Source organism: Chryseomicrobium aureum (assembly GCF_043182735.1).
Classification (GTDB): Bacteria; Bacillota; Bacilli; order Bacillales_A; family Planococcaceae; genus Chryseomicrobium; species Chryseomicrobium aureum.
Genome location: NZ_CP171117.1, coordinates 433235 through 458823 on the forward strand (window position 1 = coordinate 433235; position 25589 = coordinate 458823).

Annotated in this window: 37 protein-coding genes and 1 other annotated feature; of the genes, 28 read left to right on the forward strand and 9 right to left on the reverse strand. The window is 42.5% G+C overall.

Annotated elements, in window-relative coordinates:
• Positions 1–25: 25 nt before the first annotated feature.
• The 7 genes from ACF3OH_RS02395 to ACF3OH_RS02425 all read left to right on the forward strand — a co-directional run bounded on the left by ACF3OH_RS02395 (position 26) and on the right by ACF3OH_RS02425 (position 4074).
• Positions 26–394, forward strand: a complete 369-nt coding sequence (locus ACF3OH_RS02395) for a type II toxin-antitoxin system PemK/MazF family toxin (protein WP_204591923.1) — start codon at positions 26–28, stop codon at positions 392–394.
• 682 nt (positions 395–1076) lie between these two features.
• A complete protein-coding gene (locus ACF3OH_RS02400) occupies positions 1077–1463 on the forward strand; it encodes a DUF805 domain-containing protein (RefSeq protein ID WP_392455628.1) in 387 nt (128 codons plus the stop codon).
• A 267-nt stretch (positions 1464–1730) separates the two neighbouring features.
• A complete protein-coding gene (locus ACF3OH_RS02405; RefSeq protein ID WP_392455629.1) occupies positions 1731–1871 on the forward strand; it encodes a hypothetical protein in 141 nt (46 codons plus the stop codon).
• A 188-nt stretch (positions 1872–2059) separates the two neighbouring features.
• Positions 2060–2296, forward strand: a complete 237-nt coding sequence (locus ACF3OH_RS02410; RefSeq protein ID WP_392455631.1) for a hypothetical protein — start codon at positions 2060–2062, stop codon at positions 2294–2296.
• 1 nt (position 2297) lies between these two features.
• The gene (locus ACF3OH_RS02415; protein WP_204591913.1) at positions 2298–3167 is read left to right on the forward strand and encodes a hypothetical protein; all 870 of its coding nucleotides are present in this window, start codon (positions 2298–2300) and stop codon (positions 3165–3167) included.
• Positions 3151–3606 carry a GNAT family N-acetyltransferase gene (locus ACF3OH_RS02420; protein WP_392455632.1) on the forward strand — a complete coding sequence of 152 codons (456 nt, stop codon included), beginning with the start codon at positions 3151–3153 and terminating at the stop codon, positions 3604–3606. Before ACF3OH_RS02415 ends, ACF3OH_RS02420 begins: the two co-directional genes overlap by 17 nt.
• Positions 3607–3630: 24 nt before the next feature.
• Positions 3631–4074 carry a hypothetical protein gene (locus tag ACF3OH_RS02425; RefSeq protein ID WP_392455634.1) on the forward strand — a complete coding sequence of 148 codons (444 nt, stop codon included), beginning with the start codon at positions 3631–3633 and terminating at the stop codon, positions 4072–4074.
• 64 nt (positions 4075–4138) lie between these two features.
• Here the strand turns inward: ACF3OH_RS02425 and ACF3OH_RS02430 are convergent, their stop codons facing one another.
• Positions 4139–4624 (reverse strand): hypothetical protein, encoded by a 486-nt coding sequence (locus ACF3OH_RS02430; protein WP_392455635.1) that lies wholly within the window; start codon positions 4622–4624, stop codon positions 4139–4141.
• Positions 4625–4725: 101 nt separating this feature from the next.
• Positions 4726–4963 (forward strand) — a binding site (T-box leader).
• A 47-nt stretch (positions 4964–5010) separates the two neighbouring features.
• Here ACF3OH_RS02430 and metG point away from each other — a divergent pair.
• The 4 genes from metG (at position 5011) to ACF3OH_RS02450 (ending at position 9054) form a co-directional block, all read left to right on the forward strand.
• Positions 5011–6636: a methionine--tRNA ligase gene (gene metG, locus ACF3OH_RS02435; protein ID WP_392455636.1), complete on the forward strand. Its 1626-nt coding sequence runs from the start codon at positions 5011–5013 to the stop codon at positions 6634–6636.
• 353 nt (positions 6637–6989) lie between these two features.
• Positions 6990–7682: a DsbA family protein gene (locus ACF3OH_RS02440; protein WP_392455638.1), complete on the forward strand. Its 693-nt coding sequence runs from the start codon at positions 6990–6992 to the stop codon at positions 7680–7682.
• Positions 7675–8115 carry a disulfide oxidoreductase gene (locus ACF3OH_RS02445; protein ID WP_392455640.1) on the forward strand — a complete coding sequence of 147 codons (441 nt, stop codon included), beginning with the start codon at positions 7675–7677 and terminating at the stop codon, positions 8113–8115. Before ACF3OH_RS02440 ends, ACF3OH_RS02445 begins: the two co-directional genes overlap by 8 nt.
• Positions 8116–8406: 291 nt before the next feature.
• Positions 8407–9054 carry an NAD(P)H-binding protein gene (locus tag ACF3OH_RS02450; protein ID WP_392455641.1) on the forward strand — a complete coding sequence of 216 codons (648 nt, stop codon included), beginning with the start codon at positions 8407–8409 and terminating at the stop codon, positions 9052–9054.
• 41 nt (positions 9055–9095) lie between these two features.
• Here the strand turns inward: ACF3OH_RS02450 and ACF3OH_RS02455 are convergent, their stop codons facing one another.
• Positions 9096–9728 (reverse strand): pentapeptide repeat-containing protein, encoded by a 633-nt coding sequence (locus tag ACF3OH_RS02455; RefSeq protein WP_204590198.1) that lies wholly within the window; start codon positions 9726–9728, stop codon positions 9096–9098.
• Positions 9729–9870: 142 nt separating this feature from the next.
• Here ACF3OH_RS02455 and ACF3OH_RS02460 point away from each other — a divergent pair, with 142 nt between their 5' ends.
• Positions 9871–10803: a ring-cleaving dioxygenase gene (locus ACF3OH_RS02460; protein WP_392455643.1), complete on the forward strand. Its 933-nt coding sequence runs from the start codon at positions 9871–9873 to the stop codon at positions 10801–10803.
• Positions 10804–10823: 20 nt separating this feature from the next.
• On the forward strand, positions 10824–11429 hold the full coding sequence (locus ACF3OH_RS02465; protein WP_392455645.1) for a flavin reductase family protein: 606 nt from the start codon (positions 10824–10826) through the stop codon (positions 11427–11429).
• A 399-nt stretch (positions 11430–11828) separates the two neighbouring features.
• On the opposite strand, the gene ACF3OH_RS02470 is transcribed toward ACF3OH_RS02465, so the two are convergent.
• A complete protein-coding gene (locus ACF3OH_RS02470; RefSeq protein ID WP_392455646.1) occupies positions 11829–12497 on the reverse strand; it encodes a GNAT family N-acetyltransferase in 669 nt (222 codons plus the stop codon).
• Positions 12498–12527: 30 nt separating this feature from the next.
• A complete protein-coding gene (locus tag ACF3OH_RS02475; protein WP_392455647.1) occupies positions 12528–13445 on the reverse strand; it encodes a carbon-nitrogen hydrolase family protein in 918 nt (305 codons plus the stop codon).
• Positions 13446–13604: 159 nt separating this feature from the next.
• On the opposite strand from ACF3OH_RS02475, the gene ACF3OH_RS02480 reads away from it, so the two are divergent.
• The 6 genes from ACF3OH_RS02480 to ACF3OH_RS02505 all read left to right on the forward strand — a co-directional run bounded on the left by ACF3OH_RS02480 (position 13605) and on the right by ACF3OH_RS02505 (position 16927).
• A complete protein-coding gene (locus ACF3OH_RS02480; RefSeq protein WP_392455648.1) occupies positions 13605–14312 on the forward strand; it encodes a DNA alkylation repair protein in 708 nt (235 codons plus the stop codon).
• A gap of 11 nt (positions 14313–14323) precedes the next feature.
• Positions 14324–15292 (forward strand): DUF1835 domain-containing protein, encoded by a 969-nt coding sequence (locus ACF3OH_RS02485; RefSeq protein WP_392455649.1) that lies wholly within the window; start codon positions 14324–14326, stop codon positions 15290–15292.
• Between the two features lie 103 nt (positions 15293–15395).
• Positions 15396–15782, forward strand: a complete 387-nt coding sequence (locus ACF3OH_RS02490; RefSeq protein WP_392455650.1) for a hypothetical protein — start codon at positions 15396–15398, stop codon at positions 15780–15782.
• Positions 15779–16258 (forward strand): hypothetical protein, encoded by a 480-nt coding sequence (locus ACF3OH_RS02495; protein WP_392455652.1) that lies wholly within the window; start codon positions 15779–15781, stop codon positions 16256–16258. Before ACF3OH_RS02490 ends, ACF3OH_RS02495 begins: the two co-directional genes overlap by 4 nt.
• Positions 16259–16492: a hypothetical protein gene (locus tag ACF3OH_RS02500; RefSeq protein WP_392455653.1), complete on the forward strand. Its 234-nt coding sequence runs from the start codon at positions 16259–16261 to the stop codon at positions 16490–16492.
• Positions 16493–16504: 12 nt separating this feature from the next.
• Entirely contained in the window at positions 16505–16927 is a 423-nt protein-coding gene (locus ACF3OH_RS02505; protein WP_392455654.1) for a GNAT family N-acetyltransferase, read from the forward strand.
• Between the two features lie 140 nt (positions 16928–17067).
• Here the strand turns inward: ACF3OH_RS02505 and ACF3OH_RS02510 are convergent, their stop codons facing one another.
• Positions 17068–17445, reverse strand: coding sequence for a hypothetical protein (locus ACF3OH_RS02510; RefSeq protein WP_392455655.1), 378 nt, complete (start codon positions 17443–17445; stop codon positions 17068–17070).
• A 503-nt stretch (positions 17446–17948) separates the two neighbouring features.
• Between ACF3OH_RS02510 and ACF3OH_RS02515 the strand changes: the two genes are divergently transcribed.
• The gene (locus ACF3OH_RS02515; RefSeq protein ID WP_392455656.1) at positions 17949–18242 is read left to right on the forward strand and encodes a type II toxin-antitoxin system Phd/YefM family antitoxin; all 294 of its coding nucleotides are present in this window, start codon (positions 17949–17951) and stop codon (positions 18240–18242) included.
• A complete protein-coding gene (locus tag ACF3OH_RS02520) occupies positions 18239–18544 on the forward strand; it encodes a Txe/YoeB family addiction module toxin (protein WP_392455658.1) in 306 nt (101 codons plus the stop codon). Before ACF3OH_RS02515 ends, ACF3OH_RS02520 begins: the two co-directional genes overlap by 4 nt.
• A 94-nt stretch (positions 18545–18638) precedes the next feature.
• Here the strand turns inward: ACF3OH_RS02520 and ACF3OH_RS02525 are convergent, their stop codons facing one another.
• Positions 18639–19763: an IS4 family transposase gene (locus ACF3OH_RS02525; RefSeq protein WP_392454494.1), complete on the reverse strand. Its 1125-nt coding sequence runs from the start codon at positions 19761–19763 to the stop codon at positions 18639–18641.
• 182 nt (positions 19764–19945) lie between these two features.
• The gene (locus tag ACF3OH_RS02530) at positions 19946–21247 is read right to left on the reverse strand and encodes an acetamidase/formamidase family protein (protein ID WP_392455659.1); all 1302 of its coding nucleotides are present in this window, start codon (positions 21245–21247) and stop codon (positions 19946–19948) included.
• Between the two features lie 150 nt (positions 21248–21397).
• On the opposite strand from ACF3OH_RS02530, the gene ACF3OH_RS02535 reads away from it, so the two are divergent.
• Entirely contained in the window at positions 21398–21628 is a 231-nt protein-coding gene (locus ACF3OH_RS02535) for a hypothetical protein (RefSeq protein WP_392455660.1), read from the forward strand.
• Positions 21629–21723: 95 nt separating this feature from the next.
• Here ACF3OH_RS02535 and ACF3OH_RS02540 read toward each other — a convergent pair whose 3' ends face one another.
• Entirely contained in the window at positions 21724–22155 is a 432-nt protein-coding gene (locus ACF3OH_RS02540) for a DUF4279 domain-containing protein (RefSeq protein WP_392455661.1), read from the reverse strand.
• Between the two features lie 173 nt (positions 22156–22328).
• Here ACF3OH_RS02540 and ACF3OH_RS02545 point away from each other — a divergent pair, with 173 nt between their 5' ends.
• Together ACF3OH_RS02545 and ACF3OH_RS02550 are read left to right on the forward strand one after the other, a co-directional pair.
• The gene (locus ACF3OH_RS02545) at positions 22329–22865 is read left to right on the forward strand and encodes a hypothetical protein (protein ID WP_392455662.1); all 537 of its coding nucleotides are present in this window, start codon (positions 22329–22331) and stop codon (positions 22863–22865) included.
• A gap of 172 nt (positions 22866–23037) precedes the next feature.
• Positions 23038–23427, forward strand: a complete 390-nt coding sequence (locus tag ACF3OH_RS02550; protein WP_392455663.1) for a DUF4181 domain-containing protein — start codon at positions 23038–23040, stop codon at positions 23425–23427.
• A 94-nt stretch (positions 23428–23521) separates the two neighbouring features.
• Here the strand turns inward: ACF3OH_RS02550 and ACF3OH_RS02555 are convergent, their stop codons facing one another.
• The gene (locus ACF3OH_RS02555) at positions 23522–23884 is read right to left on the reverse strand and encodes a VOC family protein (protein WP_392455665.1); all 363 of its coding nucleotides are present in this window, start codon (positions 23882–23884) and stop codon (positions 23522–23524) included.
• 133 nt (positions 23885–24017) lie between these two features.
• Between ACF3OH_RS02555 and ACF3OH_RS02560 the strand changes: the two genes are divergently transcribed.
• From ACF3OH_RS02560 to ACF3OH_RS02575, 4 genes are read left to right on the forward strand one after another with little or no spacing between them, the layout of a single operon-like run.
• Positions 24018–24572, forward strand: a complete 555-nt coding sequence (locus ACF3OH_RS02560; RefSeq protein ID WP_392455667.1) for a hypothetical protein — start codon at positions 24018–24020, stop codon at positions 24570–24572.
• A 10-nt stretch (positions 24573–24582) separates the two neighbouring features.
• On the forward strand, positions 24583–24795 hold the full coding sequence (locus ACF3OH_RS02565; RefSeq protein WP_392455668.1) for a hypothetical protein: 213 nt from the start codon (positions 24583–24585) through the stop codon (positions 24793–24795).
• Positions 24796–25161 (forward strand): hypothetical protein, encoded by a 366-nt coding sequence (locus ACF3OH_RS02570; RefSeq protein WP_204590178.1) that lies wholly within the window; start codon positions 24796–24798, stop codon positions 25159–25161.
• 12 nt (positions 25162–25173) lie between these two features.
• On the forward strand, positions 25174–25587 hold the full coding sequence (locus ACF3OH_RS02575) for a DUF4181 domain-containing protein (RefSeq protein ID WP_392455669.1): 414 nt from the start codon (positions 25174–25176) through the stop codon (positions 25585–25587).
• The last annotated feature ends 2 nt before the right edge of the window (positions 25588–25589 follow it).

The following is a 25589-nucleotide window of genomic DNA, read 5'->3' on the forward strand; positions in this document are numbered from 1 at the left end:
GCACTATTTAATTGGAGGAATAGTGATGACAAGGTTTTTTAAAGTTGGTGACATTATAAAGGTCGACATGTCCCCAGCAAAAGGACACGAACAGCAAGGTTATCGTCCAGCCATCGTAGTTTCAGAAGAAAATGTACATAAAGAGACCGATTTAATTTGGGTTTTGCCAATTACTAATACGAATAAAGGATACCCAACTCATGTACCGGTAAATGGAAGAACTAAGAATAACAAGAATAGCGCAGCACACAATCAGACAACTGGATATGTATTGTGCGAAAAGATAAAAGCAATTGATCCATTGGCCCGAGCTGCAAGATTAACAGACGAGGCCGATCAAGAGTTGATTGAAGAATGCAAGGCTATTATAGATGCCATTACTTTTATAGGGTAAAGAAAGGAAGGAAGGCCAATCATTATGATTGGTCTTTTTGAATACTGAAATTCATTTTTTGTTCGTTTAAATGTACTTTTACGAATTGTTTTATTTACAAAAATAGTTGCCGGTTTAAAAAAGGTACCTGTCCCAAAAACAATTCAGACATTCAAGACTATTCATCGGATATTCAAAATGAACCCGCATTCCTGCGTTTGAAAGTGGATAATCATAAATAGCGTTGATGTTGTGTGGGGTCCAGGTACCTTTTGGGAGCCGCTTCCAGTTGTAGTAGGAAAATTGTTAATAAGTAAGTTGAGTCAGTATATAAAGAAGAGTAAAGAAGATCCGGGAGTTGATGGATGAAGGTGTCCACCAACTCCCGGATTTTTGTTGGATGTCATCAAAGAAATGAAGAAAGAGAAGCGTCAAATAGGGCTATTCTTAAGGACTGGACACTAAATTATTTTGAGCGTTTTTTATAAACTTCACGAAAATAAAGCGTATGTTGTCTAGACAACAATTACGATAGGAGTTTTCGCTTTTTTCTATTCACTTAAATTATTAAATCATTCTACTGTCAACCACGAGTTATGGTGATTAACCGATTAACTCAAAAAATAACTATTTATCCCAAAATTTAAATATACACCCACCTATATTTCTCTTATACTTAAACTAGAAAGATAGGTGACGCGCAATGAAATGGTTTTTGATTGTAATGAAAAAAGCATTTGTATTTAAAGGAAGAGCCAGACAAAAAGAATATTGGATGTTTACGTTAATTGCCCTATTGATTGGAATTGCAACATCTACAATAGATATTCTAAACGGGTGGATGCTAAACCCTAACATCGGTCTTTTATCTGGGATATTAAGTCTACTAATCTTCCTTCCAAACATTTCAGTCAGTGTCAGAAGAATGCATGATCTCGGATACAGCGGCTGGTGGGTACTGATTATTCTTTTACCGATTCTTGGTCCACTTCTTTTATTGATGATGTTCTGCTACGACGGTGAAAGCTTTCCAAATCGCTTCGGGCCGAATCCTAAAGATACTTTAGAAGAGGCAACTCATGACCTATAAAGCTACTCCACCCAAACAGCTTTTATTAGTTTCATCGTATTGATTGGCATACCGAATTTGGCGATTTCTCTCAATGAAGGCATTCTGTATTATCCATACTTTTTTATAGCTTTCCTTGTTCTATCATTGTTTATTACATATGAATTGCATGTATCTGAAAGCACACTTCAATTTGGAGTCTTTCTTTACAAACTTCCTCTTTACCGGAAACAAATTACTCCCGAAGACTTAACCGAAATTCATTTTCGAAGGTTCGGATTTGTGAAGATGGGAGCAGTATTGAAGCGAAAGCAAGGAATTACTATTCGCTTGTTCGACTTCTTTCCACAAGGTCTAGAGGCCGCACTTGTTCGTTTTTCAAAGCGCAATGAAATTCCTATGACGAAAGCGAAAGATTATAAGTTTTAGAAGAACGATCATACATATCAAAGCCCTCTCTACTAAAATAGAGCTGGGCTTTTCCTATCGTTGGGAAATAATGAGAAATAGCATGAATTTGGTATACAGAAAATGGATACAGAAGTATACTGATTAGAATTACTTCTAGAATTTAGGATATATAGAGAATGATTGATTAGGGGAAGGGGTTAAACAATATGAAAATGATGAAAGGTGCATTCAAGGCGTTTTTAATGATGTTCGGAACACTACTAATACTAATTGGATTTGTACTGATTGCTTTGAACAACGAAGCGCATTCGACGGTTCAGATGATCGGAACAAAACTTAGTGGCGTTGTGCTAGTGGGACTCGGAATGTTCATGGGGTTCGATGATTATTTTAAGAAGCAACAACAGCGCAAGGAAAAGCGAAATCGGGTTGTGGGGGACTAGAATGAAAATCTATAACACAGTTTCCTATTTTCTGAGTAACTATGAACCCACTACTGAGTTTTTAGATGGCTATTATTCTAAGTTTGCTCCGCACTTTAAAGAATATTTTGCGTATCACTGTTATCGTCCAGAAGAAAAGAAGAAATTAGCTCTTATACGCTATCAAGAACTCTTGCCAGCAATTCAAGAGAACAGTGACAAGATGGAGAGCCGAATTTTAAAGATTGTGCAGAAGTATGAATCTTTATATCCGGTGACTCTTGATCAAGATGTCCACATGATTGTCGGCGCATTTGGGTCCAACGCATTTACACATAAGCAAATCTTTCCGGACATCACATTTTGTTTAGAAAAACTTTCACCAGAAGATGTCACACTGGATGCAATTATTGCACACGAGTTGGGTCATGCCCTGCATAATGCACGCACAGATCAACTTGGGATGGAATGGGCCAAACTTGACTGGATGAGCCCGTATACCACCTTACTTCAAGAAGGGGTCGCAACGTATCATTCCATGCAAGTCGTAGATATCCCGGAATCTATCTACTTCACATATGACCAGCAAGGAGAAGACTGGCTAGCTTTTGCAAAAGCTAACGAGAAAGAACTTGCAACTGCTCTCATTGAAGATTTAAAGAATTTGGATCAAAGTGATTTGTTTCGTGAGTGGTTTTCAATCAATGGTGGAACTCGATTTGGTGCAACGCGGTTTGCCTATTACCTCGGGTACCGAATTGTAGAGAACTTGGTCGATAAATTAGGTGAACTAGAGGCGGTTACGCTTTGGAGACGGTCGGATTATAAAGAAATGTTACGCGATGAGTTAGCACTAATCACTAAGGGGGAACAAAATGTACCAATACTTTAATGGACACGTCATTCGTGAAGGCACAAATGGGATAGATGCAAACCGTGTAGAAGAACTTTTCCTGGACGCAGGCTGGGCGAAACCACTACCGGAATGGCAAAAAGAAAAATACGCGCTGATTTTTGAGAATGCGACATGGGCGTTTACCGTGTGGGACTCCGATAAAATGATTGGAATGATCCGTGTGATTTCTGATCAAGTGATGGTCGCGAACATCTTGGATTTAGTCGTTCATAGCGATTATCGGGGAAAAGGAATTGGTAAGAAGTTAGTTGGGCTCTGTATTGAAAAACTTCTGCATGGCGATTGGTTCGCGCATACGTCGTCAAACAATTTCACATTTTACGAGCAATGCGGCTTTGAAGTGAAGGATCTTCATTCGCACGGAACATGTACATACTATGGATATATTCAGGCAAGGAAAGATGGCCATCGGTGATGAGTTATGGAGGGGAGAGGTGTAGTGAGATTAATAAAAGGCAAGTTAAGTTGGGTTTTAGGGATTGTATGTGTGATAATTATGGCTATTATTCTCTATGCGAATCAAGATAAATCATTTGAAGAAGTATTAGCACAAAGGGAGATTAACTCATTCACCTCTATTGAGTTAGTGTCGATTGAGTATTTGTCGGCAAATGACTACTATACGTATGAGTTAATGGAAGATGAAGTAATTCATGTTCAAGAAATAATATCGATTCAACAGTTGAATAGGAGTTATTTTAATAATTATATCGGCTCTACTTTTAAGTATAGAATCAGTCTGAAAAATGACAAAGGCGCTACTTTAATTGATACGGGCTCTGAAAAACTACATATTCAGGATACCAATTTATATTATGAACTGAAGTCAGATGAGCTAGACTCCTATATAATGAAACTGCTCGAAACAAATGGAGACTTATGAGACAACCCCAGGGGTTATCTCATAAGTCTTATCTTGTTTTATTGAAACAAAAGCTAGAGCTATCTCACTTCTTTTCTATTGGAACTTCCGAAAGGTAAATGGCACAAAACGATTCCACTTCAGAAAGTTGTTCATCAGAACCCACATAAAAGTCGTACGTTTCAGCACTGGTACTATGTATAGTCAACTTGCTGTCATACCACAATTCCTTACTATATGGATTTTTCATAGAAATCGTGATTTTTTCAATCTCTCTAAAAGGAATAGAGATGGCTTTTTTCTGTATGTTGAAATAGTCAGTATTTCCTTCACGGAAGGCTGCCATGTAGTCCGTTAGCTTTTCTTTATCTTTTTTCATCAGATATTTAGAAAGGCCATAAAATAATCCACCCAGTAGTAAAGAGTCTCCTGTAACTGTATCTATAACATAAGACCCGGCAAGTTTCGGCAGTAAGTAAAGTGTTTCGTTTGAAGGGAATAAAAGAAACTCTTTATCCGGTTTGTTTCTTCGCTTTAAAGTTAATGCGGGTACAGTAGTTTGTGTTTTCATTTGATTGTCTCCGTTTATAAATATCTTTATGAAAAGTGTAGCATAACTCAATTCCAATATTGTGCAATTTGGGAATAAGTGCTATTCTAATCACAACTTAAAAAATAGCGATGAGAAGGAAAGTAAGTTCAGCAATTCTTATAGAGAGCTTCTGATGGTGGAAATGAAGCAGATGTCCTGAAATGAAAATGGCCTTTGAGCTGCGCACCGAACCGTTTAGTAGGCTGCGCCGAGACGTGCACTCGTTACAACAGCAGCAGTATGCACACGTACTGGCAGAGGCATAAGATGTGAGTCTTATGCGAATTTAGGTGGTACCACGACATGTTCGTCCTAATCGAGTCAATCGATGAGGGCTTTTTTTGTGCCCAAAAGGAGGAAGTACTATGCCAGTATTTATTGGAGGGGCTTGGCCTTATGCGAATGGTTCATTGCACGTCGGCCATATTGCTGCACTGTTGCCGGGAGATAGTTTAGCCAGGTACCATCGTCAAAAAGGGGAAGAAGTACTTTATGTATCGGGAAGCGATTGCAACGGCACACCCATTTCGATTCGAGCCAATCAAGAAGGGAAATCTGTAAAGGATATTGCTGATCGGTACCATCAAGAGTTTGATGAAACGTTTAGAAAACTTGGGTTTACTTACGACATCTACACACGAACAGACGATTCCAAACATCATCAGTATGTGCAAGAGCTCTTTCTCAAACTTCTAAACAATGACCATTTATATACTATGACGATTGATCAAGCTTATTGCGCATTTGACAATCAATTTCTTCCCGACCGGTTTGTTGAAGGAATTTGTCCTGTTTGCGGAGCGAAGGCGCGTGGTGACCAGTGCGAAATGTGTTCCACTATTTTGGATCCACTAGACTTACTTGAAAAGCAGTGCAAAATTTGTGGCAATCCACCAGAAATACGAGAGACAAGTCATTTCTATTTCGCCTTTAGCCAATTTCAAAAAGAGCTAGAAAATCTCGTCAAGAAGAGTGAAAGAAAAGGCGGTTGGCGTGATAATGCTTTAAAGTTAACGGCCCGCTATTTAAGTGAAGGCGTTCATGACCGAGCTGTCACAAGAGATTTGCCAAACGGTGTTCCAGTTCCCGTCGAAGGGTTTGAAGGGAAGAAAATCTACGTATGGATAGAAGCCGTCGCAGGTTACTATACGGCAAGTCGAAAATGGGCTGAAGAGAGAGGAGTTTCCCATGACAAGTGGTGGGAAGCCGGCGTGAGGAGCTATTATGTGCACGGGAAAGACAATATTCCGTTTCACTCGATTATTTGGCCCGCTATTCTTAGTGGCGCTGAACTAAAAGCGAGACCGACAGCCATTGTTTCAAATGAATATATGACGCTTGAGAAAAGAAAGATTTCAACGAGCCAAAACTGGGCCGTATGGGTACCCGACGTTCTAGAACGCTATCATCCGGATAGCCTTCGTTATTTCTTGACTATGAATGCACCGGAAAATCGAGATACGGATTTTTCATGGAGAGAATTTATTTATAGCCACAATAGTGAACTTCTTGGGGCATATGGCAATTTAATAAATCGAACATTCAAGTTTATAGAGAAATCTTACGAAGGTAAGGTTCCGGAAAGTGAAGTGGATCCTGCGGTAATGACTAGGATTAGGTTACTTTACGAAGAAGCAGGGAAACTGATTGAAGCAGCCGAACTGAAACAATCATTAGAAGTATTGTTTGAATTCATACGAGAGATGAATCGTTATTTCGATGAGCAGAAACCTTGGATTTCTGTAAATGATAATGAGGAAAGGGCAAAAGAAACTCTTGCTACATGTGTCTATGCTATTCAAAACATAGCGCAGTTGGTAAAGCCGTTCATCCCGTTTGGTTCTCATCAAGTTGAGCGAATGACAGGTGACGTTTATGATAGCTGGGAACCAGTGGAGAACTTGCCAATCCAATTAGTAGAAGTACAGCCTCTGTATGAACGAATTGACATAGAAGCTATTTCACAAGAAATCGAAAAATTAAATCGATAATACAAATCCTGGGGTTATCTCACTACAGCCGAGGCAACCCTAGTGATAACGATGACAAATTGTATAAATTGACACTTGAGTAGAAACTTGCGCGTTCCGGTTGGCGTCCTTTGTTTGAGGAGGCTTGCCGGGGCTTTTTTATGCGCCGATTAGTTTCCATAACATCACTTGGGGCGTTAATGGGGTCAAGTCGGGCGTTAATGGAACCACTACGGTCTTTAAGTGGTCCGACTCGGTCGCTAATGCACCACTTTCGGGCGTTAAACACTCCACGAAACTCGTCACATAATTGTAACCGCATACCCGGCTACCCTATGATAAACTAAGTGCACCACCTGTAAGGAGGAAATTCCATGAAAACAAATCAAAAAATCATGCTCGCCACACTGGCTCTAGCAGTCGTCATCGTGGGCATCGTCCTTTATATGAACAGAGATACCGGTACAACGGCAACTGAAGTGCCGCAAGAAACAGAACGAGTCTACCCACCTACAGAAGGGCAACCGATGCTTGGGGATGCGGATGCACCAGTTGAAATCGTAGAGTTTGGCGATTACAAATGTCCATCTTGTAAGCAGTGGGGAGAGACGATCTACCCGAAACTGGTCGAGGATTACATTGAGACTGGGAAAGCAAACTTGAGCTACATTAATGTTCTTTTCCACGGAGAAGAATCAGTCATTGCTTCTCTAGCTTCTGAATCTGTTTTCGAACAAGACCCTGAAAACTTCTGGGCATTCAATAAAGCTGTGTACGATGCACAACCTGCTTCGCAACAACATGACGAGCCATGGGTGACGATTGATAAGATGGCGGAAATCGCTGAAGCGACAGCTCCTGGAGTCGACATCGATAAGATGCGCACCGACATGGCATCTGAGGAATCTGCTATCGTGCAGGAAGTTACACGTGACAATGAACTTGTGAAGGAATTTGGTGTACCGTTCACGCCGACCATTTACGTCAACGGTGTGTTCCTTGAAGATCCGTTTGATTATGAGATGATTGCGATGCTGATCGAACAAGGGCAGACGAACAATGACTAAATCGACGCGCGAGGGATTCATTGAAAATTATGCGCTTTATTTTGCTTGGCTTGTGGCATTAGTGGCAACGCTTGGTAGTTTATACTTCAGCAATATCCGAGGATTTGTACCGTGTGAATTGTGTTGGATCCAACGAATCTTCATGTATCCACTGACGATAGTGCTGGGGATTGCAGCGTTCACAAATGATGTGCGGATGCGTTTGTACGTATTGCCGCTGACTTTAATCGGTGGAGGCATTTCGCTATACCACTACCTCGTACAAAAAGTGCCTGGATTTGCAAACATCAAGCCTTGTGTGCAAGGTGTACCGTGTAACGTTCAATACATCAACTGGTTCGGGTTTGTGACGATTCCGTTCCTCGCATTAACAGCGTTCACATTGATTACAATCCTATTATTTGTATTGCATTTCAAATTAAAAAAAGCGTAACAAAAAAGCTGTTGACTCACTAGTGGTCATCAGCTTTTTGATTTATAAAGCGCACACCGATACTCGTTAAGCCGTTGTCTTGTGCTGCGCGAATGTTCGGGACATAAGGTTTGCCAGACGACCGGAAGTGGCACGCCCATGATTTCACGGTAGGTATCGATGGGTGTTGCACCTTTCCATAGACCTTTCGTACGCAGCCACGCAATTTCTGGTAAAAAAGACGCGTCAAAGAGGTCAATGGGTGCAGAATGGCGTATACTTAAGAAAATTGTTCAAGTGGGGGGAATTACGATGCATGCGTTAGTGATTGGTGCGACAGGTGCCACAGGGAAAGATTTAGTCGAACAGCTTTTGGCGGATTCCGAAATGGAACAAGTCAGCTTGTTCGTGCGAAGAGACCTTGGACTTCGCCATGACAAACTCCATGCCCACACGATTGACTTCGACCGACCACAGCATTGGCATCAACTCGTGAAGGGAGATGTGCTATTCTCCTGCTTGGGAACGACTATTAAAGCAGCGGGGAGCCAAGACAAGCAATGGAAAGTCGATTATGACTACCAGTACCAATTTGCCGATGCTGCGAGTGCGAACGGCGTCCCTCGTTACGTTTTGGTTTCCTCGACGGGTGCGGATTCGAACTCCCGCGTGTTTTATTCCCGTATGAAAGGGCAGCTTGAAGAAGCGGTCAAGAAATTGCCGTTTGATGCCATCACGATTTTGCAACCACCTATACTCGACCGAAAAGAGAGCGACCGGGTAGGTGAAAAGTTTGGTTTGAAGGCCATTCAACTAGTGAATAAACTAGGTCTTGCGAAAAGTCAGAGACCACTTCCAACAGATGAACTTGCTGCGACAATGATTCGTGCTGCCAAAGACAACACTACAGGAATCACGGTATGGTCCGGCGAAGATGTACGAACGCCACATCAAGTTTAGATAGCAATACCCCACAGAGAATGCTTCTGTGGGGCTTTTTTTCATTCTTTTATAACAAGGCCAAATAAAGTCGCAAACTGTAATGCTTGCATCGGCGAGACATGACTTCCCTTTATTTCTTCAAGACCCACTTTGAGCTGGGTGAAGTGATTCGAGCTCAAGTCAATTCCTGCTAAAGAGGTCTGCTCAAATGTCACTTCTTCTAATGAACAGTCTGCGAATGCTACAGTCTCAAGCAGTGTGGAATAGAAGTGGGCGAAGTCGAGCTTACACGACTCAAACCTGCTAGTGCGAAGTTTTCCAGACCCAAATAGGGCATAATCCATCACGCACGTCCCGAACCGCACATCGTGCAGATGCGACTCTCCAAACTCGACACCCGTCATTCGGCAATTGAGAAATTCCACGCGTGTTAACGTGCATTTAGTGAGCGTGACGTTGGAAAAATCACAGTTCTCAAAACGTACATCTTGCCAGTCTGCTTGTAAAAATTCACTCTCTGTAAATGCACAGTTGGTGAACATACTATTTTCAATATGTAAGCTTTTGTAGGTCGTTTCTTGCATTACTTCGTCTGATAAAGCAGCATTGAAAACCTCAGGGTCTTCATGAAGAGGGATTGCAGCAAGCTTAGTTTCAAGAAGGGAATTCGCAAAGCGCGGAGGCTGGATCATCTAGTTATCATCTCGTTTCCTATTTTTATTTAGCGTAGCATATTTACTCCGAAAGAGAAATTTCGAATCAAAACAATTATCTTGAATTCAAGATAAATGGAGCGTATACTAAACTTACAAGAACAGGAAAGGAAGAAACCGCATGAAAAAACAAACAGCAGGTATTCATCACATTACAGCAATCGTCGGCCATCCACAGGAAAATGTAGATTTTTATGGACGCGTACTCGGGCTGCGTCTCGTGAAAAAGACAGTCAATTTCGATGATCCGGGAACGTATCACCTGTACTTTGGAGACAAAGGCGGCCGTCCGGGAACAATCATAACTTTCTTCCCGTGGGTGAATGCTTACCAAGGGACGATTGGAGACGGGCAAGTTGGCGTAACGAGCTATGCTGTTCCAGTCGGTAGTCTTCCGTTTTGGGTGAATCGATTGGCATCTGAAGCGATTCCATTTAAAAAAGCAGTGCGATTTGGTGAAAATGTTGTGCAATTCGATGACCCACATGGCCTTCACCTAGAACTAGTTGAAAGAGCAGCGGGTGCTGATAACGAATGGACAATCGGTGATGTAACTCCGGACGTAGCTATCAAAGGATTTGCAGGTGCGAGATTGTATTCGACAAATCCAGAAGCGACTGAACGCACGTTGACCGAAGTGATGGGGCTAGAAAAAGTCGCAGAAGAAGGGGATTACCGACGCTTTACATCGTCAGCTGATATTGGCAATACTGTTGATTTGAAACTAGTGACGGGTGTTGTCGGTACAATGGGAGTTGGGACTGTTCATCACATTGCGTGGCGTGCTGAAGACGACGCGGATCACAAAGAGTGGCAGGCGTATGTCTATGACAAAGGCGAGCAAGTGACGGATATCAAAGACCGGAATTATTTCAATGCTATCTATTTCCGGGAAGCGGGAGAAATTTTATTTGAAATTGCAACAGATCCACCAGGCTTTGGGTATGATGAGTCTTTGGAAACAATGGGTGAACAGTTAATGTTGCCGGCTCAGTATGAGCAGTACCGTTCTCGAATCGAAGACCGCTTGATTCCGATTTCTGTACCCAAATAGTCCAACTAGGAGGTAGTGCGATGCTTTCTTTTGATCCAAACGCGCAGACAGAACGTGAAAATTACAAGTTATTGATTGGCAGTATCATTCCTCGACCGATTGCTTTTGTCACGACGGACTCTGGAAATGGTGTCATCAATGGCGCGCCATTCAGTTATTTTTCCATTGTTTCGTCTAACCCGCCGATGGTTTCTCTTTCTATACAGCGACCTGCTTCGGGTCACAAGGATACGGCACGCAATATCTACAGGACAAAAGAGTTTGTGGTCCATATCGTCGACCGGGACAATGTTGAAAAAATCAATGAAACGGCTGCTAGTTTGGCGCCAGATGAGAGTGAGTTAATTCGTGCAGGACTCACTCCAGTAGCTAGTGAAGTGGTTGCTGTTCCAGGAATCCGAGAAGCAAAAGTGCGTATGGAATGTCGACTTGTCGAAGCCATTCCATTCCATGAAGGCGATGCCGGTAGCGATTTACTGATTGGTCGTGTCGTCCGTTTTCATATAGATGAAGAGATTTATAGCAATGGACGTATCGATCCGAGAGCTTTGAATGCGGTAAGTCGCTTAGCCGGAACCAGCTATGCAGAGATTGGTGAAATCTTTTCAATGGATCGTCCGAAATAATAAAAGCCCCAACTTTTCACTGTCAACAGGCAGATGAGGGGTGGGGGTTTTTCTAGTGTCCGCAAACATGAATTCAATGTCCGAGAAAGGTAGGTTCAATGTCCGCAAAACCGAATTTAATGTCCGCGTAAACGGGCAATGTCCGCAAACATGAATTCAATGTCCGAGAAAGGTAGGTTCAATGTCCGCAAAACCGAATTCAGTGTCCGCGTAAACGAGCAATGTCCGCAAACATGAATTCAATGTCCGAGAAAGGTAGGTTCAATGTCCGCAAAACCGAATTCAGTGTCCGCGTAAACGAGCAATACCGGAATTTTCAATTTCATCGCGCTATTTCTATAAAAATAAAACCCCAGGATTTCTCGAGTGAGAGAATCTTGGGGTTCTTTTGATTAACAACTATAAAGCTAGTAACTTCACTTCACCAGCTGCTTCCAAGTGAGTAATCATATCCTGCCAAGCTTTTGGCTTTTCAGACAAGATGGCATAATACATCTTCAAGAAATCTGCAATTTCTGCTCCTGGAATGGACTCAAGGTCTGCAAAAGGAAGGAAGCAGAAATCCAGTTCGGTCACTGCGTCGCCTTCATTCGTCCATGAAGGATGTACGTATGTGAAGTCTAATTTCTTAAATCCAAGATGCGCCAAAACTTCACGACGAACAAACGGATTCATCGCCTGCAGTCCACCAAAATCATGACGCTCCGCACGGTACGGGTCATAAATCTCCGCAAACACGCCAATTAACTCGATGCCATTTTCAAACGATAAATGCATCAAATCTTCATGACGTTTCTTCGCTAGGAACGGACCAACGCCAAGCCCCTCTTTTCCAATCAATGTGAAATCTGTCATGGATAATTTGCGGTCCGGATAGAAACGATATTCCGTCGCGCCCACTACTTCGCCGTCTTCAACAGCTACAAACATACGAATCGTCGGGTCTTGTAGGGGACCTTCCCATAAACTATATTCAAGTACTTCTTCTGCAGGAAACACATCCTGCATCAACTTGTGCATTTTCGGAAACAACGGATCATTTATACCCATGATTTGTACATACTCCATCTCAAATCGCTCCTTTTTTTAGTGAACATATTATACGCGCACGTTGCGGTTGGCAGTTACCCATTCCGGTGTCGGCAACGTCTCTGTCTCGACTTTCCCCAGGTCAGGGTACAAATCAAAACGACGGTCGCGCCATGTAGTTACAGAACCATGTTCGCGTACTTCATAGAGAAGTGAAAGATCAAGGTCCGCTGTGATGACCATATCGTTGTTGATTTCGCCTTTCACAAGGATGCCGTCTTGTGGGAACGGGACATCATTTGGTGTGATAACTGCTGCTTCTCCAAAGTTTCCACGCATAAAGTCGACTGTCGGAAGAGAACCGACTGTACCTGTTGTGACCACATACACCTGATTTTCGATTGTACGAGCGTGACTTGTGTAGCGCACGCGGTTAAATCCGTGGCGGTCATCTGTGCAGGAAGGTGAGAAGATGACGTCTGCTCCCATCCCTCGTGCCATTCGTACAACTTCCGGAAACTCGATGTCATAACACGTAATGACTGCGATTTTTCCTTTAGGCGTTTCAAAAATACGAAGCGAATCTCCTGGTGTGATACCCCATTCGGACACTTCGGTTGGTGTTAAATGAAGCTTTGCTTGCTCTCCGATATGCCCATCGGGAGAAAACAAATGAGCGACGTTGTAGAGGTGATCGCCTTTTTGCATAACATGCGTTCCACCGATAATGTAGACGCCGTGCTCCATCGCAAGTTGTGAGAATAGTTCACGATACGCGTCTGTATAAAGTGTCAGGTTTTGAATCGGTTGGCCTTGGCCAGTTTCAGAAATTGACAGCAACTGGGTCGTGACGAATTCCGGGAATAAAATAAACTCTGTATTGAACTCAGCTGCCGTCTTGACGTAGTGTGTCACTTGATCGGCGAACTGTTGAAAGTTTTGGATGGTGTGAAGATGATATTGAACAGCAGAAACGCGTAGTTTCAAGGTGAAGACCCCCTAACTCAAAGTGTTTGCTCGATGAGCGCAATGAGAAAAGAATACCACATTCTAGTAAGAAGTAAATCAAAAAAGCTTGAACTTTCTAAGACTTTTTTTGTCTATTTCGGTATGCTGAATAAAACACGAACTAAAGGAGGAGACGGCATGAACTTTGCACAAGTGATGAATGAACTAGAAAGTCTCGGAACGGAACGAACAAAAAAGTTATATTTGGGTAACGGCGCGAGAGAACCTCTTTTCGGCGTCGCAACGGGGGCAATGAAACCGATGAAGAAACTTATCAAACGTAATCAACCGCTTGCTGAAGAATTGTACGCAACAGGAAATTACGATGCGATGTATTTTGCAGGTGTCATTGCAGATCCAGACGCGATGACTGCAGAGGATTTTGACCGGTGGATGGAGACCGCATATTTTTACATGTTGTCCGATTATGTAGTGGCCGTTACTTTATCAGAAGCGTCAATCGCTCAAGAAGTCGCGGATACTTGGATTGAAAGTGGCGAGGAGTTGAAGCGCTCTGCTGGATGGAGTACGTATTGCTGTCTACTCGGCAACCGAAAAGACGAAGAATTCGATGTCGAGAAGATTAGTCGATTGTTAGATGTCGTGAAGATGACAATTCATTCCGCACCTCCACGCGCGCAGTCTTCTATGAACAACTTTGTGTACACAGTTGCCATTTCTTTCGTCCCGCTTCACGAAAAGGCCCTCGAGGTGTCACGGGAAATCGGGCAGATTGAATTGGAGCGACCAGGGAAAAAACCCGCTGTATTGGATGCCACAGCGACAATCGAGAAGTGGATGACGCGTGGGAAGCTTGGCTTTAAACGGAGGTATGTAAGGTGCTGAGGAGTGGAACTATGAAAGAAGCAATTGAGAATATTCAACGCTTAAATGAAGAACAAGCAAAAGAAGCCTTGTTTCAAATGCTCTTAAAGAGCTATGAAGAGGAAAGCCTTCCTATAGACCAGTTTGAAGAAATCCTTGTAACGACCCAACAGAGAAGCGCAAAGATTCAAGACGTTACACATGTGCATGTTGTGACGGGTGAGAGCGCGGCTGCAACATTGAAACATGCCTTTCCGGACGCACAAATTTTAGTCTTTCCAAGTAATTTAAGTGTGGGACCTCTTCACCATTTAGAAAATCGACAAGGGTGGGAGCAGAGAAAAGAATGGCTACGCCTACGCCTTGAAGATGAACATTACTTTTGGAACTATGCGTCGACTTGGGAGACATTAATTTCAAAGATGAAAAATCTTCCGGATCATCTTCCTGTCTATCTTTGGTCTGGAGAACATGCAGGCGAATATATAGGTGCTCAACTGGCTGTTACATTACTTGCTGGAAAGTCAAATCCATTGAAAATGGTCCATTCCTCTGAAATTTATCGGAAACTGTTTGATTCGGAAAGCCGTGTGACCGACTCGATCCATACGAGTGAGATGTCGATTGAGCAAGTAAGAGAGATTTTGAATGATGATGCAATCGAGCCCCTGGATGAAAAAGAGAGAGAAGAGATTTTAAAACGATGGCCTGAAATCTCCATGACTTCAAAAATGGTTCGTGTTTTAGAAGAAGGAATCCTTCAGTTTCACAAAGAGACTATTTTTGATGACTATATTTTAAAAACTATTCAGGAACAAAGTGAATCGGGTGAATTTATTAAAGCTGCGCGTATCGTCGGCGAAGTCTATGGGAAAGTGGCGTATCAAGTGGGAGATGCCTTTATCGAATATCGACTGCTTCAATTAGCGTTGGATGGTGTGGTTGAAATCGAGGGGATGCCAAGGCAAATGTTACTTTATAGTGTGCGAGTAAAAAAATAATCGACTCCTCTTTTATTTTTGAATAAACTGGTAGTATATGAAACTTCCGACAAACAAATTCGTATGAAGGAGTAAGAGGTATAAACAGAGAGGAAGAGGGCCTATGTTGAATCGGAAACTTGAGGTTGCTGCTCTGACCGTAGTAATTGGCTATTTCTTAGTACCGTTTATTTTTAGTGAGTGGCGGACAAACTTTTTCACGGTTGGGCTTGTGGTTTCAGCATTTGCAGTGCCTTTTGTTTTTCTAATTGGCATTCCATTCTCCTGGTTGTTACAGAAAAAACTTACAAACCCCGTTTTATCCCTTGTATTACATGGTATTGTCGGGGGTATGATTAGCGGATTGTTTGGTTTATTCGTTGTTCAAGGAATGGGATTCCTACTATTTTTCATGGCCGGATTGATTTATGCTGCCCTCTTTGCTCTACTTGATTATCTACTTCAAAAAACTCGTTTCTATCAAAAGCATTCCGGTTTGGAAGCGACATGACAGAAGAGCGCAGAGCGGCACTTGGTATGTTCGGCGGATTTATTGGATTGCTTGCATCAGTAGGTGTCTTCTTTGACAGTGCATTAGCCGGACACAGTTTGTTAGAACCCGTGCAAAACTTTCAAACGCTTCCTATTGCGCTTGCTGTAATGCTTTTGTTTGCATTCTTCATTGCTTGGATGAGTGACAACTTTGATAGGATGCGACCAGTTTACATTGCAATTTCCGTCGGAGTCGCGGCTAGTCTTCTTGTGTTTCCGATTATTCAGCCGGAGTATACGCATTTGGAAGTTAGAGAAATAGTGGAGAAAGTTCACAATGTCGAAGGAGATTTCGTAACAGTAGAAATCGAACAATCTTCCGGAATCAATTATTATCTTGTACATACAAAATTAGGGGGTCAGTTTAAAGTGGATCCTTATTCTGGAGAGAGTGAGGAGATACAGAGGGTGGCTGAAGAAAGTGGAGTGGAATAAATGAGAGGGATTACGTTTCTTTTTGGGTTAGTGGGTGTAGTGAGTGGAGTCGCATACATCATAACAAAAAATGATTTCTTTTTTACAACATTGATGATTGCTATGCCATTATTGTGGACAATAACCGCTGTGGAAGAGTGGGAAAAAGGAAATAGATTCCTAATGTCACTTAATACATTGTTAGCAATTGCATCATTCATTGTTCTAGGTGATATAATTTTTAATTATCTATAAGGAGTCAATTCAATGATACGTTTAGCAGTCCCAGATGATGCGGAAGCTATGGTAGCTATCCAAAAAGAAGTTTTAACAGAAGAGATTTATTTTGTATCTACTATAGATGAATTTCACCAGACGGTTGAGGGGCAACGCGAGTGGATTCAAGCAAAACAAGAGCATCCGAGTGAAGTGCTGTTTGTCGCGGAGGAAGACGGTGAAGTTGTCGGTTGGTTGGTTTTTCAAACGGAAGGTCGAATAAAAGTGAGGCACACTGGGAAGTTTGGTGTAATGATCAAGCAAGAAGCTCGCGGTCAAGGTTATGGGAAGCAGTTGGTCCAGGGACTGATTGACTGGGCTCGTGCTCACCCAGTGATTGAGAAGATTTTGCTATTTACTTTCGCATCGAATACCCGAGCAATTGCGCTCTACAAGCAACTCGGTTTTGTGTAAGAAGGCAGGAAGCTAAAAGAATATAAGTTGGCGGATGGCACCTATCTCGATGATGTGCTGATGGCCAAGTTTGTTTGACACCTCATTTTGGGGTGTTTTTTGTGTGTAGAAAACAAATCCAAGGTTTTTTGTACTTTTGCTCAGTGCATTTCAAAGATCAAGTGCTGAGATTTGCTTGTGGGTAATTGCTTCGTCGCTCTACTGGCGATTTTCGTCGCTAGATTATGAGTTTTCGTCGCTAGAATCGGAACAATCGTCGCTAAGGCGCTGGGATGAGGACTATTCGTCGCTAGAATGATGATTTGCGTCGCTGGATTATGAGTTTTCGTCGCTAGAATCGGAGGAATCGTCGCTAAAGGACACGGGTGAGGGCTATTCGTCGCTAAAATGGCGATTTTCGTCGCTGGATCATGAATTTTCGTCGCTAGAATCGGTGGAATCGTCGCTAAGGCGTGGGGATGAGGACTATTCGTCGCTAGAATGGTGATTTTCGTCGCTGGATCATGAATTTTCGTCACTAGAATCGGAACAATCGTCGCTAAGGCGCGGGGGTGAGGACTATTCGTCGCTAGGATGATGATTTGCGTCGCTGGATCATGAATTTTCGTCGCTAGAATCGGTGGAATCGTCGCTAAGGCGCGGGGATGAGGACTATTCGTCGCTCTACTGGCGATTTTCGTCGCTGGATCATGAATTTGCGTCGCTAGAATCGGAGGAATCGTCGCTAAGGCGCGGGGATGAGGACTATTCGTCGCTAAAATGGCGATTTGCGTCGCTGGATCATGAATTTGCGTCGCTAGAATCGGAGGAATCGTCGCTGAAGGACACGGGTGAGGGCTATTCGTCGCTAGAATGATGATTTTCGTCGCTGGATCATGAATTTTCGTCGCTGAAATCGGAACATTCGTCGCTGGAGGACAGGTATCAATAGTAAAGAAAATAAATAGGATAAAACGTACAAAAAATTGTACAAAATAATAATTCCTGCATATACTAAAGAAAAAGGAATGGAGGAATTGAAATGGCTATCCATGCTTATACTGTCAGTGATTTTCGAGAAAATCTAAAAGCAATCACGGACGATGTGATTGATTACAATGAGACAGTGATTATCACGCGTCCTAAAAAACGTAACGTCGTGATGATTTCAGAAGCTGAATACAATTCATGGCAAGAAACACTCTATTTATTGGAATCAGATGCAAACCGAAATGCACTCCACGAATCCTTAGAACAAGCAAAAAATCAAAGCACAAAAGTTCTTACGCCAGAAGAGTGGGAAAAACAGAAGCAGCAGTTTGAAGAAGAGAGATGAAAAAGTTTAACCTGGAGTTTACATCTAACGCTTGGGAAGAATATGTTTCGTGGCAAACAGAAGATAAAAAGACACTGAAACGAATCAATAAACTCATTGATGCAATCCTGAGAGACCCTTTTGATGGAATTGGGAAGCCAGAGCCACTGAAGTTTCACCTGACAGGAGCTTGGTCACGAAGAATTGATGACACCAATCGCCTTGTTTATATCGTGATGAACGATAAAATTCAAATTATTCAAGTGAAATCACTAGTGTCGCATAAATTAGTTGAGAAAATTCAGTTTTCTTTTATTCGTTGAAAAAATTAAAAACGAACAGACATACCGAAAAAGGTAGTTAACATCCATTTTTTTACTATAAACTGTGGCATTTGCAGTTAGAAGCTATTCACCCTTACGGGATTGATCCCCCTTTGATCTTTCGTAGCCAGATGTAGGCGGATTTCCAAGGTGCCGCTCGTAGCCATCGACTGATCTGTAGGTAACTCCTTGGACTGTTCGTCTCAAGCTGTGCGAGAACATGGAGGCAATAGACGATCATGGCGATATACACCTGGTTATGCACAGCCTGTTCGCTCTGTCCGTAGAACTTTTTGATGTTCAGGTGCTGTTTCATCCACTTGAAGAACAGTTCGATGGCCCACCGTGACCTATAGAGTTCCGCTAGCTCGTCTGCGTCTATATCAAAGCGATTGGTGATTAGTTCCAATGGATTCCCCTTGGAATCCAAGACTTTGATGCGTCGAAACACATTCTCTGCTCGATTTTGCGCCGTACCGATCAAGATCATCTCATCAGACAAGACCTCGGAAGCCTCTAGACACTCTAACGGTTGTATCACACGTGTGACAGCGTTCTTCCGTAGACGTGATACGAAGAAGAACCCTTCATCTGTCATGCGGTCGAACCGTTCATAGTCCAGATAACCACGATCAAAGACGTACATGCATTCTCTATCATCGACGAGGACTTCTAACTGGCCACGGTCGTGCTCCTTTGCGTTAGTGAGCACTGCCTTGTCGGGATATGAACAACCTTTTTCTAAGAATACCAGCCGCAGATGGAGCTTGACGCCTGACTTGGTCTTTCTGAACTCTGCCCATCGATGACGATTCAGATTCAGTGGCAATGTGGTCGAATCAATGATCTTTAGAGGCGTCGTCGCCTTTTGGCGAATTTCAAAATGACTCATCTTATGGATTTTCGTGACCAAGTCGAGGAAGAGTACCTGAAACACATGCGTGGGAATCTCGCTCAATCGACGTCCTAGTTGCGAGAAGCTGATCGACTCTAGAGCCGTTGCTCGTTGAAGGTCGTCTGAGAACAGCGTGTCGCTTAGAGCCCGGAGGCTCTCTGTCTCATTGAGCTGTGCGAATACAAGCAGTTTGAGAAACGATTCGAAATGTAGCTTCTTTGTATAGTGATTTAACTGATGGGCCTCGACCAGTCCTTCAATTTTTCCAGAAGAAATTGGCGAGAGCCATTGTTCAAATGATGTTTTCCGTGTAAACTTATCCATGCGATTGTCCTTTATTTTGGATTTGGATGGTTTACTACCCGAATCCATTATAGAGGATTTTTTTACGTTTAAATAAATTTACAGACAATTCCGCTTATCGGACAAGACCTACTCATTTTAATGCGACACTAGTGAAGTGAAATATCATTATTAAAGCGCCGGGGAATCCCCCAGCGCTTCTTTTAATAGCGGTAATGTGTGGACACTGCGTCAAACAGACCGGCTTTTTTCAGGTACTCGATTGGTGCTAAGAATGTAATCGTGACAACACCTGGGTGACGCCCGATCTCGATTGAACCTGTGATGGTCGTGCGGTTCATGATTTCTGGAACTGTCACGCCGAATAATTCTGCAGCTCGCTCTAGACCATTTTCAGTCGCTAGGTTTAGGTTCGAACCTGACCCCACTATTGAGATCGGAAGCGATTCTTCCAGTTTCTCGATGTTCCATTGTTTAGCTATTGCTTCTGCATTCTTGCGTTCCTGTTCTGTAAATGGTTTAGCTGTATACGGAAGGTCTTCTTCGTTTGGAAGCAGGATTGGACCGTCCAAGTTAGCGTTTTTGATGACATGTACTTGAAGGTGAACGATTCCTGAGACGTCTGCCGTGTGTCCTGCAATCTCTCCGTCTCCTTGCATCGCGTGCATATCCCCAAGATAAATTCCGCCACCGGGAACCTTGACCGGACAGATCAATGTGGCACCCGCACGAACGCGACTGATATCCATGTGTCCATCAGTGCGATGTTCTTTCAATTCATCTTCTGTTACCTTGTAGTCATGTGGCGCACCGACTAGGAATGACCCAAAGTCACCAGCATTATGAGAGTCTGGCATAGGGCGAGACGGAGTAGTTCCAAGCTGTCCGAGGAAAGGACGCATGCGCGCAACGACACCCACTAGATCGTGAGGCGCGAATGTGACAATCGGATTCTGCACAGAATTTTCCGGAGTCTGCATGTAGTGACGACCATCGTGCGCAATGGTCTCCGCCGCTTCTTTTGATACTGTGACACCCACGTCCCCGTGTTCACTGAAGCCGATTGTATACCCGTTTGTGAAGACGAATGGTGTAACATCTGCATCACAATTCGCACAACGGATAGCTTCCTGGCCAATTCCTTTAATGACCGTATCCGGATACATCGTTCCGCAACCCGGGCATTTCACGGCGACAAATGGATCGCCTAAAAAGCGGCCTTCCACAGGAGCATCATTTCCGGAAGCGGTTGCAAGAGAGGTCACACGAATCGAATGGATCTTCACAACAATGGCATCTCCGGGTTCTGCTCCTTCTACGTATACAGGTTTTGTAACTTCATGGCCTCCGCGGATGCAAGGCGTAATCATTGGTCCCCAGCATCCAGGTGCTGTGTTGGCGATAATATGGCCACCATCACGAACGGGTCCCAGCATTTCTTTTTGTGGGTCGAGTACACCATCAATAAATGTATTCACGAGAAGAGTATCTGTTGCTTTTTGCATTTCATTTCCTCCTTCGTAGTATCTGAAAATTCAGTTTTAGTATAGCTCGAATTTGAGATATAGTCATGTGAAGTGTACTATGAATTTCTTGGAACTTTGACTGGAATCAATCGTATGAAAGGAGATACAATGAAGCTGAGGTGGTTAAGGATGAATAAGATAGGTGTGGGGATTGCGGTTGTGGCGCTAATCAGTATTATTGCGTCGTACATAATCGATAATCCGTTTTTAGATATTTTGTCGACGTTGTTGTTGATGACGTTGTTTACAGTGTCGGCGATTGATGCACGTCGGAATAACAAAAAAGTGGCGTTCATTTTCTATTCAGTGATTGCTCTGTTGGGCGTAGTCGTTTTAGGGTTTGAGATTTCGGCGCTTTAATACACTAGTTAAATTTAGGATAGAAAGAAGACAGTAGCTTCTCCACTTAACACTAAGAGGAACTACTGTCTTTTTGTGAGGTATTTAAGTATCTCTTAAAACTCGTCTTCGGTGGATTCATTATAAATATCAAATTCGAATGGTGCGCCTATCTTATTTGCGAACCCAGCAAGTTCTGGAGAAATTATTAAACCTCGCGTCTGGGCAGTTTTGAAAGTTATGACCCCAACGAGTTTACATTCTAACTTGTACCTTTCTTCATACAAGTTAATAGTATCTACTGAGTTATGTAGTTTAGCTACTATCGTTTCGATTACTTCATCCGGATGATCCGTATCCACATAATCGCTGCCTAATTCCCACGCAGTTTCAAAGCGCGTATGTTTTGTTTTACCTCTAATAAATTCTTCACCTTGTCTATGGGCTTCTGTCGGAGAAATTCCCATTGCTTCTGTAAATTCTTCGAGGGGGAAGTCATCTCCGTAAATGACAAAATAGCCCCTTGTTTCTGTGCAATATGTCTGCATTTCAATCACCTCTATATTTGTTCTAAGTGAAAATGGAAATTATTACTTCCAATTAGTTTCTCATTCTTCAAACTTCCTGTCGACATTTTCCAAATGATACGAAATAATTGAAGAAGATAATTGTAACCAAATTCAACCAAATAAGGTTTACTCATCAAAAGGAGGGACTTGTCTTGAAAAGAAGTATTCTAGTTTTATGCATGATGTTGTTTTCTATGTTGCTTCCATACTTTACCCCGACAGCTTCGGCATGTAGCTGTGTGGAACCATTCTCAGTACAAGAAGAACTAGAAAGCAGCGCACTTGTGATTTTGGGAACTGTACGTGAAATCAAGCAATCAAGTAGTGCAGGTAACAAAGAAGTCCTAGTTGAAGTATCTCGCATATTTAAAGGAGAGACTCAATCGCAACAAATTATTGTGACTGCTGGTGACTCTGCAGCATGTGGCTTTGAATTTCAACAAGGTCTGGACCATTTGATTTATGCACGAGATGTTGGAACCGGCTATACGACAGGTCTTTGTGATCGAACAACACTTGCTTCCTCAGCAGCCGACGATTTATCAATCCTTGGTGAAGGGCAGTTGCCTGATGAACAAGTGGAACTTTCCTTGGACCGCACGCCCATTAGTTTTTGGTTAATAGGAATTCCTCTACTACTTGGTCTAGGGATAGTCGTTTATTACTTTATGAGACGGAAAAGCTCTTAATGGTCGGCCGAACTCGGTCGATTTTTTATTTTAGAGAAAGGTGACAGGCACCATTTGGGAACTACATCCATTTGGTGCCTGTCACCTTTCATTTTTTTATTTTCTGATATATGGTAAATGCTACAAATTTAGTATACTGAGTGAATAGTAAGAAAATAGAGAGGGGACAACAATGGAGTTTCATGAAATAGTCATCGCAGGAGCATTACTGTTATTCGCACACTTAAGCATAGTTTTTTATTTAAAACGAAGATGGGGATTAGAAGGAAATCCTCCTCGAAGTTATTCGAAAGCTCACAAAGTAATACGTTTCAGTATTACAGGAGGGGCAATAGCGCTAATACTAGTTGTTGGGCTGAGCCAAATCAATGAGGAAAGACCGTTTCCATTCATGTTCTTTCCAATAATAGGCTTTTTTATTATGGAGTTAGTCAATATCTACATGCAGAAAAAGCACGGTGAAAATCCGAAATGGACAGTGATTTCATGGGTGACTGTAGGATTTATTGTTCTACTGTTCATTGGAGCGGTCTATATCTGGATCACTACTCTAGCTTACTAAAGCATAGTCTGAAACAAATTTTACTACTAAATACATATGCCGCGCCTTCGGAAAGCAGCCCCGGAACGGAACTCAACTCTAAGTATCTTAACTTCTATAGCTCCTGAATCATCTCAACACGATTGCCAAACGGATCGCGGAACTCAAACCGGTCATAGCCAGGGATGGGAATCCCACTTAACGCTTCGATCCCTGCTTGATCGAGTACTTGCTTCCAGTGTGCTAAATCAGAAACAAGATAAGCAAGATGGGCTTTTGTCGTGGAACGATCGAACCCTTCTTCAGCGCCGACGTGCACTTCCTGCGTGCCAACTTGTAACCAGAACCCACCTCGACCTTGTAAGGATTCAGGTTTTGGGATTTCCGGAAGACCGAGCAGTTCACTATAAAATGCTTTTGCTTCTGCCTCTTTTCCCGAAGGTATGGTAATTTGAGCATGGTGTAAGCCAAGTATCATGTAAAATTCCCCCTTTGTTCTTTCAGTATGGCAGAACAAGAAAAGTAATAAAATGATAAACTCTTCCAAATTACGAAACTACTTGAAGCCATTCACGTATAACAACTATAGAGATGAATAAGGGGGTTCTGTCATGCTACATGAGAAATCACCACGTGCTGTTTTGATGGTGTGGGCTATTGTCATCGTTTTATTATCGCCACTAGTCATCCTTTTCTTGCCGATTACAATTACTCAAAGCTTTTTCTATGACCCTTCCCAAATCGTTGTATTGGCTCCCACTAAAAATCATTACTTGCTGACACTTTCATTCGGGCTAGTGTTTACCTTACTCGTTCTTTTAGCGCTCAAGCGTACCAAGTGGACATACCTAGCGAGCGGTGTACTGACAGTTGCAGCTGTTACCGCGTTTATATTTTCTACCCTAAGTTATGTGATCATCCATCCGGATTACATTACTGTTCGAGATTATTGGAATAAACAGGAGTACGCGATGGATCAATTTGAAGCTGTCGTTTATGAATATGGAGACGATGAGCCTGGGAGATATCAATTTATTACGAAGCACGGAGAAGTTGTTGTCATTCAAGATAGTCCTCAACTTCACTTTGAAAAACGAGGCGCTATCTATAAAACCGCGCTTAATTACGGACTCGAATTTACAGAACGTCCATTCAAACAGAATTGAGGTAACGACTATGCACTATCTTCTACTATCTTTACAACTACTCATCAGCGGAGGCATTCTCTACTGGCTGTGGATTCCAAACTCATTGGTAACACAATTAGTCGCTGCAGTTGCGTTACTCGTCTTTATTTTGACGGCTACAAAACTGCTTCATGACATCGTCGCAGATGAACCAAAGCCGACAGCAGAACTATTTTTCAAAAAGATTAAGGGGGGAATTTAAATGTTTATTGCTCTATTTTCGATTGTATTTTTAGTGTTCGTCGTCATTTGGATTGCGGCAATCACTCAGTCTATTAAAAACCGATGGAATCTTGAATCGACAATTGACTTCAGTAAAGTTCTTATTCAATTTGGCGGTATATTTTCGATTGTTTCGTTGATTGGGACTTCAGTAGATGTGTTTGTATTCTCATGGATTTTTGAATTGTTCTTAGCAGGTATTATATTTGGAGTTCTGACTATGTTCACCGGTTTGTTTTCCTATACAGCTATTTTTATGGCGATCCAAGACGAAGCTAGCAATGTGTCCATTCAAGAACAGGAGCTTCATATAGACGCTACGTTGAAAGATGAACCTTCTCAGTAAAGGGGCTTTTAAATGGATGTATCGAACTTCATACTTGCAGTGGTTCTGACCCTGTTCGCACTGTATCTAATTCGAGTTACAGTGAAACGCTACTTTGAATTACCTAAAAGAGAAGCAGGGGTTTATTACACACCTACGCACAAGTATTTACACTACACTTTGAATACGATTATTGTTTTGGTTCCACCTATTGCTTCTTATTACGCTGTCGGTCAAGGTCCAACGATTCCAGTACTAGCATTCATGGTTTCAGCTCTTGTTGCATTTACACTTGGCGCTATTCGAATTTTCATGGAGTGGAAGCATGATGAAAACCGCATCCTTTACAAGGCATCGCTCGTCGAAGGAGTAGGATCACTAGCCGTCTTAGCACTTTTTGCAGCCGTTTTGATAGAAGATGTTGGTCTCCAGTGGTTTTCAATTTAGGA

Bases quoted from the DNA above. Each gene is read 5' to 3' on its own strand.
- ACF3OH_RS02550 (WP_392455663.1), top strand. From the start codon at position 23,038: ATGGAGTTTCATGAAATAGTCATCGCAGGAGCATTACTGTTATTCGCA.
- ACF3OH_RS02400 (WP_392455628.1), top strand. From the start codon at position 1,077: ATGAAATGGTTTTTGATTGTAATGAAAAAAGCATTTGTATTTAAAGGA.
- ACF3OH_RS02570 (WP_204590178.1), top strand. From the start codon at position 24,796: ATGTTTATTGCTCTATTTTCGATTGTATTTTTAGTGTTCGTCGTCATT.
- ACF3OH_RS02575 (WP_392455669.1), top strand. From the start codon at position 25,174: ATGGATGTATCGAACTTCATACTTGCAGTGGTTCTGACCCTGTTCGCA.
- ACF3OH_RS02470 (WP_392455646.1), bottom strand. From the start codon at position 12,497: ATGGAGTATGTACAAATCATGGGTATAAATGATCCGTTGTTTCCGAAA.
- ACF3OH_RS02445 (WP_392455640.1), top strand. From the start codon at position 7,675: ATGACTAAATCGACGCGCGAGGGATTCATTGAAAATTATGCGCTTTAT.
- ACF3OH_RS02505 (WP_392455654.1), top strand. From the start codon at position 16,505: ATGATACGTTTAGCAGTCCCAGATGATGCGGAAGCTATGGTAGCTATC.
- ACF3OH_RS02430 (WP_392455635.1), bottom strand. From the start codon at position 4,624: ATGAAAACACAAACTACTGTACCCGCATTAACTTTAAAGCGAAGAAAC.
- ACF3OH_RS02415 (WP_204591913.1), top strand. From the start codon at position 2,298: ATGAAAATCTATAACACAGTTTCCTATTTTCTGAGTAACTATGAACCC.
- ACF3OH_RS02440 (WP_392455638.1), top strand. From the start codon at position 6,990: ATGAAAACAAATCAAAAAATCATGCTCGCCACACTGGCTCTAGCAGTC.
- ACF3OH_RS02455 (WP_204590198.1), bottom strand. From the start codon at position 9,728: ATGATCCAGCCTCCGCGCTTTGCGAATTCCCTTCTTGAAACTAAGCTT.
- metG (WP_392455636.1), top strand. From the start codon at position 5,011: ATGCCAGTATTTATTGGAGGGGCTTGGCCTTATGCGAATGGTTCATTG.
- ACF3OH_RS02485 (WP_392455649.1), top strand. From the start codon at position 14,324: ATGAAAGAAGCAATTGAGAATATTCAACGCTTAAATGAAGAACAAGCA.
- ACF3OH_RS02420 (WP_392455632.1), top strand. From the start codon at position 3,151: ATGTACCAATACTTTAATGGACACGTCATTCGTGAAGGCACAAATGGG.
- ACF3OH_RS02500 (WP_392455653.1), top strand. From the start codon at position 16,259: ATGAGAGGGATTACGTTTCTTTTTGGGTTAGTGGGTGTAGTGAGTGGA.
- ACF3OH_RS02450 (WP_392455641.1), top strand. From the start codon at position 8,407: ATGCATGCGTTAGTGATTGGTGCGACAGGTGCCACAGGGAAAGATTTA.
- ACF3OH_RS02515 (WP_392455656.1), top strand. From the start codon at position 17,949: ATGGCTATCCATGCTTATACTGTCAGTGATTTTCGAGAAAATCTAAAA.
- ACF3OH_RS02465 (WP_392455645.1), top strand. From the start codon at position 10,824: ATGCTTTCTTTTGATCCAAACGCGCAGACAGAACGTGAAAATTACAAG.
- ACF3OH_RS02410 (WP_392455631.1), top strand. From the start codon at position 2,060: ATGAAAATGATGAAAGGTGCATTCAAGGCGTTTTTAATGATGTTCGGA.
- ACF3OH_RS02520 (WP_392455658.1), top strand. From the start codon at position 18,239: ATGAAAAAGTTTAACCTGGAGTTTACATCTAACGCTTGGGAAGAATAT.
- ACF3OH_RS02395 (WP_204591923.1), top strand. From the start codon at position 26: ATGACAAGGTTTTTTAAAGTTGGTGACATTATAAAGGTCGACATGTCC.
- ACF3OH_RS02560 (WP_392455667.1), top strand. From the start codon at position 24,018: ATGCTACATGAGAAATCACCACGTGCTGTTTTGATGGTGTGGGCTATT.
- ACF3OH_RS02490 (WP_392455650.1), top strand. From the start codon at position 15,396: ATGTTGAATCGGAAACTTGAGGTTGCTGCTCTGACCGTAGTAATTGGC.
- ACF3OH_RS02565 (WP_392455668.1), top strand. From the start codon at position 24,583: ATGCACTATCTTCTACTATCTTTACAACTACTCATCAGCGGAGGCATT.
- ACF3OH_RS02540 (WP_392455661.1), bottom strand. From the start codon at position 22,155: ATGCAGACATATTGCACAGAAACAAGGGGCTATTTTGTCATTTACGGA.
- ACF3OH_RS02555 (WP_392455665.1), bottom strand. From the start codon at position 23,884: ATGATACTTGGCTTACACCATGCTCAAATTACCATACCTTCGGGAAAA.
- ACF3OH_RS02535 (WP_392455660.1), top strand. From the start codon at position 21,398: ATGAATAAGATAGGTGTGGGGATTGCGGTTGTGGCGCTAATCAGTATT.
- ACF3OH_RS02405 (WP_392455629.1), top strand. From the start codon at position 1,731: ATGGGAGCAGTATTGAAGCGAAAGCAAGGAATTACTATTCGCTTGTTC.
- ACF3OH_RS02525 (WP_392454494.1), bottom strand. From the start codon at position 19,763: ATGGATAAGTTTACACGGAAAACATCATTTGAACAATGGCTCTCGCCA.
- ACF3OH_RS02530 (WP_392455659.1), bottom strand. From the start codon at position 21,247: ATGCAAAAAGCAACAGATACTCTTCTCGTGAATACATTTATTGATGGT.
- ACF3OH_RS02460 (WP_392455643.1), top strand. From the start codon at position 9,871: ATGAAAAAACAAACAGCAGGTATTCATCACATTACAGCAATCGTCGGC.
- ACF3OH_RS02480 (WP_392455648.1), top strand. From the start codon at position 13,605: ATGAACTTTGCACAAGTGATGAATGAACTAGAAAGTCTCGGAACGGAA.
- ACF3OH_RS02495 (WP_392455652.1), top strand. From the start codon at position 15,779: ATGACAGAAGAGCGCAGAGCGGCACTTGGTATGTTCGGCGGATTTATT.